11 protein-coding genes are annotated in these 12,812 nt (G+C 44.2%); 7 read left to right on the top strand and 4 right to left on the bottom strand.

The window, feature by feature from the left end; all coding sequences use genetic code 11:
* Window positions 1–1,034: 1,034 nt before the first annotated feature.
* On the bottom strand, window positions 1,035–1,520 hold the full coding sequence (coaD, locus tag ABD036_RS08635; RefSeq protein WP_343858756.1) for a pantetheine-phosphate adenylyltransferase: 486 nt from the start codon (window positions 1,518–1,520) through the stop codon (window positions 1,035–1,037).
* 196 nt (window positions 1,521–1,716) lie between these two features.
* Between coaD and ABD036_RS08640 the strand changes: the two genes are divergently transcribed.
* The 3 genes from ABD036_RS08640 to ABD036_RS08650 are packed head-to-tail and all read left to right on the top strand — an operon-like array spanning window position 1,717 to window position 4,747.
* Window positions 1,717–3,177, top strand: a complete 1,461-nt coding sequence (locus ABD036_RS08640; protein ID WP_343858758.1) for a capsule assembly Wzi family protein — start codon at window positions 1,717–1,719, stop codon at window positions 3,175–3,177.
* A gap of 12 nt (window positions 3,178–3,189) precedes the next feature.
* The gene (locus ABD036_RS08645) at window positions 3,190–3,987 is read left to right on the top strand and encodes a glycosyltransferase family 2 protein (protein WP_343858760.1); all 798 of its coding nucleotides are present in this window, start codon (window positions 3,190–3,192) and stop codon (window positions 3,985–3,987) included.
* Window positions 3,977–4,747 (top strand): glycosyltransferase family 25 protein, encoded by a 771-nt coding sequence (locus tag ABD036_RS08650; RefSeq protein ID WP_343858763.1) that lies wholly within the window; start codon window positions 3,977–3,979, stop codon window positions 4,745–4,747. The genes ABD036_RS08645 and ABD036_RS08650 overlap by 11 nt, the downstream gene beginning before the upstream one ends.
* Before the next feature lie 36 nt (window positions 4,748–4,783).
* Here the strand turns inward: ABD036_RS08650 and ABD036_RS08655 are convergent, their stop codons facing one another.
* Together ABD036_RS08655 and ABD036_RS08660 are read right to left on the bottom strand one after the other, a co-directional pair.
* On the bottom strand, window positions 4,784–5,215 hold the full coding sequence (locus ABD036_RS08655) for a hypothetical protein (RefSeq protein WP_343858765.1): 432 nt from the start codon (window positions 5,213–5,215) through the stop codon (window positions 4,784–4,786).
* A gap of 131 nt (window positions 5,216–5,346) precedes the next feature.
* Window positions 5,347–6,072 (bottom strand): 3-deoxy-D-manno-octulosonic acid kinase, encoded by a 726-nt coding sequence (locus ABD036_RS08660; protein WP_343858767.1) that lies wholly within the window; start codon window positions 6,070–6,072, stop codon window positions 5,347–5,349.
* Between the two features lie 84 nt (window positions 6,073–6,156).
* Between ABD036_RS08660 and ABD036_RS08665 the strand changes: the two genes are divergently transcribed.
* Entirely contained in the window at window positions 6,157–7,200 is a 1,044-nt protein-coding gene (locus tag ABD036_RS08665; RefSeq protein WP_343858769.1) for a glycosyltransferase family 9 protein, read from the top strand.
* Between the two features lie 26 nt (window positions 7,201–7,226).
* On the opposite strand, the gene ABD036_RS08670 is transcribed toward ABD036_RS08665, so the two are convergent.
* Window positions 7,227–8,543, bottom strand: coding sequence for a 3-deoxy-D-manno-octulosonic acid transferase (locus ABD036_RS08670; RefSeq protein WP_343858772.1), 1,317 nt, complete (start codon window positions 8,541–8,543; stop codon window positions 7,227–7,229).
* A 183-nt stretch (window positions 8,544–8,726) separates the two neighbouring features.
* Between ABD036_RS08670 and ABD036_RS08675 the strand changes: the two genes are divergently transcribed.
* The 3 genes from ABD036_RS08675 to ABD036_RS08685 are packed head-to-tail and all read left to right on the top strand — an operon-like array spanning window position 8,727 to window position 12,787.
* Window positions 8,727–9,164 (top strand): substrate-binding domain-containing protein, encoded by a 438-nt coding sequence (locus ABD036_RS08675; protein WP_343858774.1) that lies wholly within the window; start codon window positions 8,727–8,729, stop codon window positions 9,162–9,164.
* Between the two features lie 3 nt (window positions 9,165–9,167).
* Complete coding sequence (locus ABD036_RS08680) at window positions 9,168–10,337, top strand: TonB-dependent receptor (protein ID WP_343858776.1); 1,170 nt, start codon at window positions 9,168–9,170, stop codon at window positions 10,335–10,337.
* Between the two features lie 2 nt (window positions 10,338–10,339).
* Window positions 10,340–12,787, top strand: coding sequence for a putative bifunctional diguanylate cyclase/phosphodiesterase (locus tag ABD036_RS08685; protein ID WP_343858778.1), 2,448 nt, complete (start codon window positions 10,340–10,342; stop codon window positions 12,785–12,787).
* The last annotated feature ends 25 nt before the right edge of the window (window positions 12,788–12,812 follow it).

The raw sequence follows: 12,812 nt of genomic DNA on the forward strand, positions 1-12,812 counted from the left end.
AGTGTGTTGTCATCCCGGTAAGGCTCTTTCATATCAGTCATCCCGACAGGGTTCTTTCATATCAGTCATCCCGACAGGGTTCTTTCATATCAGTCATCCCGGTAGGGCTCTTAAGCCGGGATCTTCCATACGCCTGATTGTAATTAACTACGGAGGAGGATTGAGGAGATCCCCGATAACAACATTCGGGGATGACAGTAGTGAAACATTCGGGGATGACGGTAGTGAAACATTCGGGGATGACAGTGTGTTGTCATCCCGGTACGGCTCTTTCATATCAGTCATCCCGACAGGGTTCTTTCATATCAGTCATCCCGGTAGGGCTCTTAAGCCGGGATCTTCCAGACGCCTGTTTGTAATTAACTACGGAGGAGGATTGAGGAGATCCCCGATAACAACATTCGGGGATGACGGTAGTGAAGCATTCGGGGATGACAGTAGTGAAACATTCGGGGATGACAGTAGTGAAACATTCGGGGATGACAGTGTGTTGTCATCCCGTTAGGGCTCTTTCATATCAGTCATCCCGACAGGGTTCTTTCATATCAGTCATCCCGGTAGGGCTCTTAAGCCGGGATCTTCCAGACGCCTGCTTGTAATTAACTACGGAGGAGGATTGAGGAGATCCCCGATAACAACATTCGGGGATGACGGTAGTGAAGCATTCGGGGATGACAGTAGTGAAACATTCGGGGATGACAGTGTGTTGTCATCCCGTTAGGGCTCTTTCATATCAGTCATCCCGACAGGGCTCTTAAGCCGGGATCTTCCAGACGCCTGATTGTAATTAACTACGGAGGAGGTTTGAGGAGATCCCCGATAACAACATTCGGGGATGACAGTTTGTTGTCATCCCGGTAGGGCTCTTAAGCCGGGATCTTCCAGACGCCTGATTGTAATTAACTACGGAGGAGGATTGAGGAGATCCCCGATAACAACATTCGGGGATGACGGTAGTGAAGCATTCGGGGATGACAGTTTGTTGTCATCCCGGTAGGGCTCTTAAGCCGGGATCTTCTAAACTCCCACTCGTACTAATCTTTATGAAATTTTTCGCGCAGGGCTTTTTGCACCACTGGGTGACAAAAACCATCAACTTGACCACGGTGCATGGCCACTTCTTTAACCAAAGTGGAAGAAATAAACGAATTTTCTTCAGCGGGCGTTAAAAACACACTTTCCAGTTTAGGATTCAATCGACGGTTCATATTGGCGAGTTGAAACTCATATTCGAAATCGGATACTGCGCGTAATCCTCTAATTAAAATAGTGGCATTCAAAGTGTCGGCAAAATCTGCCAGTAAGCCTGTAAAGCCAATAACTTCAACATTGTCTAAATCTGCAGTGACCTGCTTTATTAGATCCACTCGCTCGTCTAGGGTGAACAAGGGCTTCTTACTTGGATTGGAGGCGATACACACGGTTACCGATGAAAACATTTTTGCCGCTCGTTCAATCAGATCGGCGTGCCCATTAGTGATAGGATCAAATGTGCCCGGGTAAATGGCTTTTTTATGCATATAACGACTCAGCGCAGTTCTATAATAAGGTCACACAGCTTATAATAGACCCGTGAAGAATACCAATCAGCATACTCGGCAACATAAATTTTTTAATCCGTGATGCGCTTTTGCAATTATCGAAGTGGAATAAAATAGGTAAAAGGATTTTTTAATGGGCTATCTAACTAATAAAATTAACAGGGAGACCTACTGAGTGCTTAGTCGTGTAGTTCATTGTTGTATCCTCATCGTCTCAGTATTATCTTTCAATGCCAAGAGCTCCCCTTGGATTGGAACAACCGATCCGCAACTTCATTATGATGTTCAAATATTGACAGATCATGGGTATTTACACGCTGTCGCCAATACCTTTCCGATCCCATGGAAAGGTATTTCATCGCAAATTAAAGCGCTAAACCCCGCTGAGATGCCTGAGGTTGCCGCAGTGTCAGCTCGTCGTTTGAGTCATTATCTGATCTTGCAAAAACGCAATGAAACTCTTGCTACAGTCACTGCTTATGGCGCTAATGAGCGCAGTCGGTTTGCCAGTTTTGACGGCCAGCAAGGTGAAAAAGGGCGATTAAACTTCAGCACCGAAACGCGGTTTGAGCGATTAGCGATGAAAATATCGGTCAATTTTGAGCCTGGCGGCGAAAAAAACTATGACCAGAGTTTTGTGGCCTATCAATTTGGTAATTGGAATCTACGGTTAGGCTCTATTGACCAGTGGTGGGGACCGGCCCATGCCAACAGCCTGATCTTATCGAATAATGCTCGGCCTATCCCCACTTTGGCACTATCTCGCTCCAGTACCGTTACGTCATCATCACCCTGGTTATCGTTCTTAGGGCCTTGGTACGCGACGGCGCAAGTGGGTCAGTTAGAAGACAGCCGAGACGTGCCTGATGCAAAAATTTGGGCAAGCCGATTTAGTGCCAATCCCATCGAGGGGTTAGAGCTTGGTTTGTCATGGTTGGCAGTATGGGGCGGAGATGGACAGCCGGACCGCTTCAGTGATTTTTTCAAGGTGCTAACTTTCCATAAACGCTGCTCAGATGGCCAAGATAATTGTGACCAGTCGCGCCAAACTCATGTTGGTAGTCACCTCGCTGGTCTTGATTTTAAATACACTTTCAGCGCCATGAACCACCCGGTGAGTGTTTATGGACAATTTGTTGATGAGGGCGACTCAAGTGAATTTAACGTTAGCAACAATGCCAGTAGCATCGGCGTGTCTTCTTATCTGATGGGCGCAAAAGTTTACTTAGAAGCAAGTGATACGAATGTGTCTTGTGATAATGCCATAGTGGATGTGACTAATTGTTTTTACGAAAGTGGTACTTATTCATCTGGCTATCGTTACTACACTCGTGAATTAGGTGATAACAGCGAAAGTGACGCTAAGATGCTCTCATTAGGTTACTTAAAACATTTCGCTAACGGTGACGTAATAGAGGCAGCCATTCGTCGTATTGATATTGATGATGGCAACCTAAGTAGTGAAAGTCAGTTTGGATTGACGGAGAAGATCACCCAAATTAGCGGCTACTACCAGACCGTTTGGGGCAACTGGCAGCTCAAATTTGGTGGCGTGCTTGACTCCAGTAAAGTTAACCAGCAAGGTACAGATCACGACGTTTCGATCTTTACTGAGCTAAAATACAGTCTCCAATAGGTGAATCTGACTATGCCACGACGCAAAATTTCATGTTTTTTGATTGTTAAGGATGAAGCCGATCGCATAGAGGCGAGTTTAAAACCGCTTGCTGGTTGGGTTGATCAACTGATTGTGCTCGATTCTGGCAGCACCGATGGCACCGTTGAAATCGCAGAAAAATACGCTGATAAAGTATATCAAACTGACTGGCCTGGCTATGGCCCACAGCGCAACCGCGCATTGGCCTATTGTGAGCACGATTGGGTGCTTTCCCTTGACGCAGACGAAGTTGTAACTGATGAGTTAAAACGTGATGTAGACCAAGCACTTTCTGACCCAGACCTAAAAGCTAATTTTATTAAATTTCCGTGGCACACATATTTATTCGGTAAACCACTCAAATATGGACGATATTCTACTCCCCAGGGTAAGCTATTCTTGAAGACTGGCGCAAAATTTAAAGACAGAAGTGTGCACGAAACGCTTTTAATGCCAGAGTTCAGATCAATAACCCTCAAGGGACCACTTCTCCATTATTCATGGAGAGATTATCAGCACGTCATGGATAAGCATCTGAAATACGGGGTCTTAGGTGCAAAAGACAAAGCTGAAAACGGAAAAAAAGGGTCGATTGTTTACGCTTTTTTTAGATCTTTCGTTGATTTTTTCCAACAATATATTTTACGTTTAGGCTTTCTTGATGGGCAACGTGGCCTACTGATGGCCGTTATACTGAGTCAGTATGCGTTTCACAAATATGCAGCGCTATGGACTTTTACTGCCGAAAGTAGCCCGAATAAGATAGGCCAGACAGATAATGAAAAATAACCTGCAAGTTTTTGAATCACTCAATACTTTTTTTGATCATGTTTACGTTTTAACGCTAGACGATGCTACCGACCGTCAAGAGAACATAAAGCAGGTTCTAGAGGGCTTAAACTGGTCTTTTTTTAAGGCTACAGATAAGCGAAACCTCAAACCTGAGACGTTTGAGCAAGATAATATTTACGATGATACCTTACACAAAAACACTAAACGCACAACACGTTCCATGAAGACGGGTGAGGTCGCCTGTTCACTGTCACATGTCAGAATGTATCAAGACATGTTAGATAATAACTATAAAAGAATATTGATTCTTGAAGACGATGTTTTGCCTGAGTACGACGAATTGAAAAACTTTAATGCAATAATTAAAGAGCTTCCTGACAATTGGGAGGTATTGATGATGGGATATTATGGAGAGAAACCACCAACGTTTAAATACCGTTTACAGCAATCCGTTTATCGACTATTCCATCATTTGCATCTATTCAATTGGCATAAAGTTCCAATGAAGTGGATTGATGAAATTTGCCTTTCAGATTACTCACCTAATCTGTACGAGATTGGCAAAGTTTTGGGAACTCACGCATACGCTATTAATCAATCTGCAGCTAAAAAATTCATCGAGTATCAAACACCAGTGATTCTGCAAGCAGACAGAATATTCAATTATTATAAATCGGAAAACGAACTGCATGCTTTTGCGTTGAAAAAAACAATGTTTACTTTGTCGGAGTTGAGTAAAGAGTCTTCTATTCAGTAAAAACGGCTCGGATTAAAATCGAACCGTTTTATTTGTCTAGTCCTTAATATTCTTCACCTGGGCTCGGAGGGGGTGAAGGAAACGTTGAGGGAGGTCCTGATCCATCACTCCCCCTGGAGTGACCCCGTGAGCAATAATAAATTGCTTAGTCTGACCTTCGATAGCCACTAAATTTCCGTTATTGCTTGGTGAGCCAAAACCTCCATACCCTAAAACTAGAAACTCACTATTTCTGTATATTTTACCACCGAACTCAACGTGACACTCGCCATTAATAACCTCACCAGGAACTCTCCTCCATGTATTGTCTGCACATGGGATATGGTTGTTTGAATAAACAATCCCATTAACTCGAAAATTGTTCCCCTCTTTTTGCGCTAAGTCGTAGGTTCCTGCGACTGCTCCATAAGAACTTGACATAGTCAGTGCTGAAACAAGTGAAAAAATGCTTAATATTTTGAGTTTCATATTCTTCCTTAACCGTTACAAAATAAATTAGTACCAACCGTGTGGGTACTTTATTACTCTATGGTGGGAAAATAATTTGGTCAATAAAGAGTGGGTGGAACTGCAAAATAGTTAAAAATGAAAGAGTGATATTAACTCTTGTATCCTTTGATAACCTGAACCCAATCCACCGATTGAAAGTTGTAATCAATACATTTTTGCTGTTCTTTGCGCAAAGACCGCAACAATCTATCCAAATTATCTTGCTTCCAGCTGTCACCCGCTTTCACTGAACATTTATCAAAATCGATTAGCCAAACCTTGTTGTTTTTGTCGAGCATGATGTTGTGGATATTTAAGTCGTGATGATAAATCTGCTGCTGGTGGAAGCGAGCAATGGTAGTGCCAATTTGCTGCCACACGTCATCTGGTAGCGCGCGTTCTAGCAAGATATGGTGAATATCGGTGGCGTCGGGGATTTTTACTGTGATCAGATCAGCTTGGTAATAAAAGCCATTTTTCACCACTCTAGACGCGGCCGGAATGGGAGCGGGTAAGCCTAGCTCTTGCAGGTGTTGCAGTAATTTACGTTCTTGCTCTGCGCGGGTTTTTGCCAAGCCAGTGTAAAGATATTGATCACTAAGCAGCTTGCCAATCATACCGCCACGGCGATAATGGCGAAGTACAAATTGGCGATCATTGTGCTGAAAAAAATAGGTCGTACCTCGACCCACTGATGTGCCGATAAGCGCACCTTTGGACTGCCAATACTGGCCGTCAAAATAATTATGAGTCTGGCCCTTAATTAAATCCGGCAACAGGTCGTTATCGACCCATATAAATTGGTTTTTATCACTAAATTCGTGTTGGTTTGCCATTTATCAATGCTTGGCCACTTGTTAATTGGTCTAAAGTGTAATGAAATTAACCGCATATTGCAGCCCAACACGAAAACTTATCTATTGAATACTTTACCGTCAAACATTTCTAAGCTCTGTATTTTACGACTTTCTGCGATTGGCGATGTCTGTCATGCCGCGGCTATGGTTGAACGCATTGTTACTCACGCACCGCATATTCAAGTAACCTGGATTGTCGGCAAGGTCGAATATCAACTGCTTAAAGGCATGCCAAACGTGCGCTTTATCGTGTTTGATAAGCGTCAAGGCAAACAAGCTGAAGTGCAGTTGCTCAACGACTTGGACAATGAAAAGTTTGATGCTTTGTTACTAATGCAGGTTGCGTTTCGGGCCAACTGGGTATCTCGACTTATTCAAGCAAAAGTAAAAATTGGCTTTGACTGGCAACGCAGCAAAGAAATGCATTGGTTATTTGCCAATAAGCGTATTGCGCCTCGGGCTCATGCTCACGTGCTAGAGGGTTTTATGGGCTTTGCCGATGCCTTAGGCGTGCCAAAAGTGGATAAACCGAGCTGGTCTATTCCAATGTCAAAAGAAGACATTGAATTCGCCGATGCGCTGCACCACCGTCTTGGCAAATACGTGGTGATCAGTCCCGCTGCCAGTAAAGCCGAGCGCAATTGGTCATCGGAAGGTTATGCGCAAGCGGCAGACTACGCTAGAACAAAAGGCTATCAGGTTGTGTTGTGCGGCGGTCCAAGTGCGCTTGATAAACAGTTAGGGCAGGAGATCACAGAGTCAGCGGAGCAGATTGATGAAAACCTGATTGGTAAAACCTCGCTCAAACAAATGCTGGCGGTTTTGCAGCGAGCTAGCTTGGTGATCGCGCCTGATACGGGACCCGCTCACATGGCCACCACTGTGGGTACGCCGGTGATTGGCCTTTACGCTCACAGTAATCCTAGACGCACTGGTCCTTACAATAATCTGCAAAATGTGGTGTCAGTGTACGATCAGGTGATCAAACGTCAAACAGGAAAAGATTGGCAAGAATTGCCTTGGGGTAAGCGTGCTAAAGGTGACACCCTGATGTCACAAATCAGCATAGAGGATGTGACTGCGCAGATGGATGCCTTACTTGAATGAAGCGAATTCCCATTCAAACAGCAACATTATTTGTCTAAGCCGACAGCGTGCAATGTTTTTTGAATGGCGCCACGGTTTTGTTCGATAACCTGCGCACCGGCTTTTCCCGCTGAGCGTCTTTGCTCATCATCGGATAACCATTCACTGACGTATTTGGCTACGTCTTCGGCATTGTCTACCAACACCAAATTACCTTCTTGCTCCAATACATCGCAGATACCTGGATTATTGTATCGGTGCGGTCCCATCATCACGGGCACGCCCTCGGCGGCAGGCTCTAATGCATTGTGACCACCACGGTCGGCGATACTGCCGCCGACAAAAGCGATGCTGGCAAAGGAATAAAGTCCTCCTAACACGCCCATTTCATCAACCAGAACCATTTCTACCGGATTTCTCGGCGGCTTGTTTCGTGAGCTTTTAACGACCCCTAATCCACTGCGCTTTATTAAAGAATAAACCTTCTCAAACCTTTGAGGATGCCGTGGCACGATGATCCACACGATATCAGGGAAGCGTAGGCTGAGTATTTTCGCCGCTTCAATAATCACCTCCTCTTCGGGATCATGGGTACTACCAGCCACGATGATAGGACGCGAATCAATATTCAGCTGTGTAATCAATTGCTGGGCTTTGTCATTGTTGGCCTGCGCGAGTTCAAATTTAACGTTGCCTGTCATCTCAAGTTGCGCAGGGGTAACCCCTAATTGTAAATAGTTGTCATGGTCACGGGCAGCTTGAGCGCACACTTTGGTCAGGTTGCGTAACATTGGGTGAACTAACCATCTGAGTTTAAGATAACTGTGAGCAGAACTGTCCGTCATGCGACCATTGACCAGATAGGCCGGAATGCCAAAACGTTGACACTGACGAAGCATATTTGGCCAAAGCTCTACTTCCACAATCAAGACTTTTTGTGGCTGCACTCGTTTTAACAAACGCGACATAAACCAACTCATATCGAGTGGCAGATAAAGATGTTGAACGTTATCTGGCATGCTTTGTTTTACGTTTGCCGCGCCAGTTGGTGTGGTAGTGGTAACCGTAATCGATGTGGCAGGTGAGTGTTGTCTGATATTGCGAATTAAACTGGCTGCCACATTGACTTCACCGACCGAAACACAATGGATCAAAAGCTGGCTTTTTTGGATCGGCTTAAGATAAAGACTAAAGCGTGAAAGCCGATGTAAATCGAAATGCTCTCGGCGTAACAAAAACATCACCAGCCAGTGCACCAAAAATAACGGCGTGGCCACTAATATCAATAATGAATAACCTATCAGCGCCAGTGTCTCGCGCGCAGAGTATTGGCTGTTAGTTGTGTTGATTGATGATTGTGACATTGAGGTAAATATTATACCCTTGTTGTTCGGGTTGCATTGGCTAATACCATACCCTTTTTCTTGGGCCGGGTAAAAATATCAGTTTAATCAGCCATTATAATTGAATTGTTTGCGCAAGTTTATGAAACATAAGCTAATATTATTTTTCAGGCATATTCGTTGTAGACTCTCTAGGGGAATGGATTGATAAGTAGGCTGTCCAGAGTTGCGTTTTTATTACTGTTTTTGAGCATGAACTTCGCTCACGCTGACGGTAAATCAGTGACCGTACTCATTCATAATGACGTAAAAACAACGGAGTTAACCTCTGCGCAGCTACGTAAGATTTTTTCAATGCGACAAACCCTTTGGCCGGACGGCACCCCGATTGTCGTTTTTGTCCTCCCCTCTCAACATCCAGCCCATCAAGCTTTGTGCAAAGACATGCTAAAAATGTTTCCTTATCAGGTTGAGCGTATCTGGAATAAGTTGGCTTATTCTGGCCTAGGGGAGAAACCCATTGAAGTTAGTAGCGAGCAAGAAATGCTAGAGCGGCTAAGAACGACGCCCGGCGCCATAGGCTATGTCATGGAGAATACAGATTTTGATAATGCCCAATCACTTAAAATTACAGGAGGATAAGCAATGAAAATGCCTCCATATTTGCTTGTTCTGAGTTTGTTAATGGTGACTAAGGTCATGGCAGGCGAAAAGGTAAACTGGCGCGGCTTTGTTGCTCAAGGGGTAATTCAGGCCGAACACTCGAATTATATTGAGGATGATGGCGGCGTGTCGGTTAAATTGACCGAAATTGGTTTAAATGCATCCTATACCCTGGATACAAACTTACGCGTAGCGGGGCAGGTCGTGTATTTAAATGGCGGCAATCGATACCCAGAAGGTGTCAGGATTGATTATTTGTTTCTCGATTGGAGCGCGGTAAATACCCTTGATTGGCAGGTCAATATGCACCTTGGTAGGGTCAAAAACTACCACTGGTTGTACTCATCTACTCGCGATGTACCTCACACTCGCCCCACCATAGTGCTGCCACAATCAATCTACTTTGATAACTTTAGAGATGTGGCTTTAGGTGTTGATGGGCTCGCGGTGGTGGCGAATACTAATAACGATTTTGGTGATTGGGAATTTAACTGGAGTTACGGTAAATCGACTATTAGTGAAGAGCAAACTAAAAATCTAGTGGGACAGATATCGACCGGTGATCTTGACCAGCGCTTTGTGCATCAGGCTAATTTTGTATGGCATGATCAGAAATTACGATTGGGGGCAGGTCTACTAGATTCCGGGTTTGAGTACACCCAAGGACCATCCGATCCCTTCTTTGATGGCAACGCTGAAGTACAACGGCTGATGATACGTGCAATTTATGAAACCGAAAGTTGGCAATTGGCGGCTGAAATATTTCGCGAAAGAACCATGTACGATGATCTGGTCTTCCCTGGCTTTAGCAATGACTCCACAGGTGAGGGCGGGTTTGTACAAGGCCAGTATTATATTAACCCCGAGCTAACCTTGACCGCTCGACTCGATATATTTGATGTGAATCGAAAAGACCGAGACGGGCGCATACGAGAACAACAATCGGGTGGTACCGCCCCAGCGTATTTCGGGTTTCAGGACCAAGCAACCTTTGGTGTTAGTTGGGATTTTGCTAAAAACTGGCGTGTTCAGGCCGAAGTGCACAGAGTCAAAGGTACAGGGAGGTTGGCGCCAGTATTTATCCCCAACACAGTATTAAATGATAGAAAATACTGGAGTATTTGGGGTCTTCAATTAGCCCATTGGTTTTAACCATGAAACGGTTTTTAAGCCTTCCTAAAAAAGTTGTACTGCTGTTACTGGTGTTACTTTTAGCATTGAGTGCGGCGATGTCTACCTTGTGGTTGCAAAAAACCAATGAAGATTTTTTGCTGGCACAAAAAGAAATACGCCAGCAAAACCAAGGGCAATTTTTGCTATTGAATCAGATGTTTCGAAATCGAATCGAATCATGGGTAGAGTTGTTAGTGCAGTTGCATCAAAACGAACCTAATCAGATCTCTGCGCTGGCCAAAACACTCGAATCAAAGTACGACTTTTTGCAATTCAATCTGCAGGTAGAAGGGTTGTGGCTGTTCGAAAGCGACGGAACCTTGGCATTTAAATCCCAAGACGATACCCCCCCTCACATTCTCTCTGATGTCAAAAAGGCGTTTGATCAGCAAAGCTCAATTAAAAGTACCTATTGTGACAATACTTGTACCGAGGTGATGTCGATTCCAATACTCGAAAACAACGGCAGCATGTCGGTTTTTTCGTTAAGTATTGGTCTGATCGATACCTTGGCATTTTTGAATCAATCGACACAGGCCACCCTTGCCGTGGTTCATTCGCCAGCAAGAGCAGAGATTTATAAAGCTAAAAATCTCTATATCCGAGGACCGCTCGCTAAGCGACAACACGAATTTGTCAGCCATCTGATTGAGTCCTTTCCTGATGACCTCACCTTAAACACGCTGTTGTTAGAAGGCACCCAATTGGACGTCGATCAACAAACGTACTTTGTTGCTTTAATACCAATGACAACCGCCAATAGCGATAGTGATTATGTGCTTTCTGCTCACGACATTACGCCTATAATTTTGGCGCATCGGTCGTATCAAAAACGTATTATTATCACTGCTGCAGCGGTGTTTGTTGGCGCATTATTACTGTTTTATATAATGACCAATAGTATTCGTAAAAGGTTAGTGCTGTTAGCTTCCCGACTCCCCCTATTAGCGCAGCGGGATTACAGTCAATTTGCCCAACAGAATCAGGTCGCTAAACACTATTTTCGTGATGAATTAGATACCCTAAATGATTCGGCACAAGAATTGGCAGACCGACTCGCACTTTTGGATCAAGAAGTCTTGACCAAAACCTCTGAGTTGGAACGCATGGCGATGTATGACCACCTCACTCAGCTTCCCAATCGTAATATGTTATTGCTCAGATTGAAGCAAGCCGTAGCAAAACTACAGCGTCGAAAGGGACTTGTGGTGCTATTACTGTTTGATTTAGATGACTTTAAAAAAGTAAACGACAGTCATGGTCACAGCGTAGGTGATGATCTGTTAAGTGAAGCGGCTGTGCGATTTCAAAGCGTGGTGCGCACTTCAGATTTAGCTTGCCGCTTAGGTGGTGATGAATTTGCCATTATGCTTGAGGACATCGACAGCATTGACGGAGCGATTAAAGTTGCCGATAAATTGTTGGAGCGTTTCCGTTCACCCATCAACGTTGGCCGCTTACGCTTTTATGTCTCTACCAGCATTGGTCTTGCATTTACCGAGTCATCTGAAACCGATGTGGCGGAGTTGATCCGCTGCTCGGACATTGCCATGTATCAAGCCAAGAGCCTAGGCGGCAACAGTTATCAGATTTTTGATGAAAGCATGTCGCAGCGAGCAATTGATAAAGTGGCATTGGAGGATGAAGCTAGAGGAGCGCTGGTAAATGACAACTTTAGCTTTGCTTTGCAACCACAAATCGAATTAGACACTGGCAAGTTGGTGGGGTTTGAAGCACTGTTACGTTGGGAACACCCCGAACGCGGGTTTGTCTCACCCGGCTACTTTATCCCTATTTTAGAAAGTACAGAGTTTATGCTGACGTTAGGGTACTGGTGTATTGAAAGTGCCTTTAAGTTACTCAAAAAATTCAATACCTATGGCTATCCTAATTTAAAAATTGCCATTAATTTGGCGGGTATCCAGTTTTTAGACCCAGATCTGATCCCTTACCTAGAAGAAAAAATCAAAGATACTAAGCTCAAACCTGAACTGCTAGAGCTTGAGTTAACCGAGCGCACATTGGTCTCAGATGTAGAAAAAACCACTGCTATCATGCAGCAATTAATAGACAAAGGATTTATCATATCCATTGATGACTTCGGTACCGGATATTCTTCTTTAAGCTACCTTAAACGAATGCCAGCGCACTATATTAAAATTGATCAGGCGTTCATTGATGGGATGGTCAATAACGATGCAGACAAACAAATCGTCAATTCCACGGTAGCCATGGTGCAGAATCTAAACATGCAGGTTATTGCTGAAGGGATAGAACAGCAAATACAGGTTGATATGTTAAAAGACATTGGCTGCGATATGGCACAAGGCTACTTTATTGCTCGGCCAATCCCTGAAGCCATCTTATTTGACGAGCTCGAAAAGTATTGCAGTGACGGTATCTGGCAATACCCTAAACCCGGTAATTAGTGGCATCATTTTCTGTGTAATTAAA

The organism is Aliiglaciecola litoralis (genome assembly GCF_039523355.1).
Classification (GTDB): Bacteria; Pseudomonadota; Gammaproteobacteria; order Enterobacterales; family Alteromonadaceae; genus Aliiglaciecola; species Aliiglaciecola litoralis.

Bases quoted from the DNA above. Each gene is read 5' to 3' on its own strand.
- coaD (WP_343858756.1), bottom strand. From the start codon at position 1,520: ATGCATAAAAAAGCCATTTACCCGGGCACATTTGATCCTATCACTAAT.
- ABD036_RS08645 (WP_343858760.1), top strand. From the start codon at position 3,190: ATGCCACGACGCAAAATTTCATGTTTTTTGATTGTTAAGGATGAAGCC.
- ABD036_RS08650 (WP_343858763.1), top strand. From the start codon at position 3,977: ATGAAAAATAACCTGCAAGTTTTTGAATCACTCAATACTTTTTTTGAT.
- ABD036_RS08655 (WP_343858765.1), bottom strand. From the start codon at position 5,215: ATGAAACTCAAAATATTAAGCATTTTTTCACTTGTTTCAGCACTGACT.
- ABD036_RS08660 (WP_343858767.1), bottom strand. From the start codon at position 6,072: ATGGCAAACCAACACGAATTTAGTGATAAAAACCAATTTATATGGGTC.
- ABD036_RS08670 (WP_343858772.1), bottom strand. From the start codon at position 8,543: ATGTCACAATCATCAATCAACACAACTAACAGCCAATACTCTGCGCGC.
- ABD036_RS08680 (WP_343858776.1), top strand. From the start codon at position 9,168: ATGAAAATGCCTCCATATTTGCTTGTTCTGAGTTTGTTAATGGTGACT.
- ABD036_RS08685 (WP_343858778.1), top strand. From the start codon at position 10,340: ATGAAACGGTTTTTAAGCCTTCCTAAAAAAGTTGTACTGCTGTTACTG.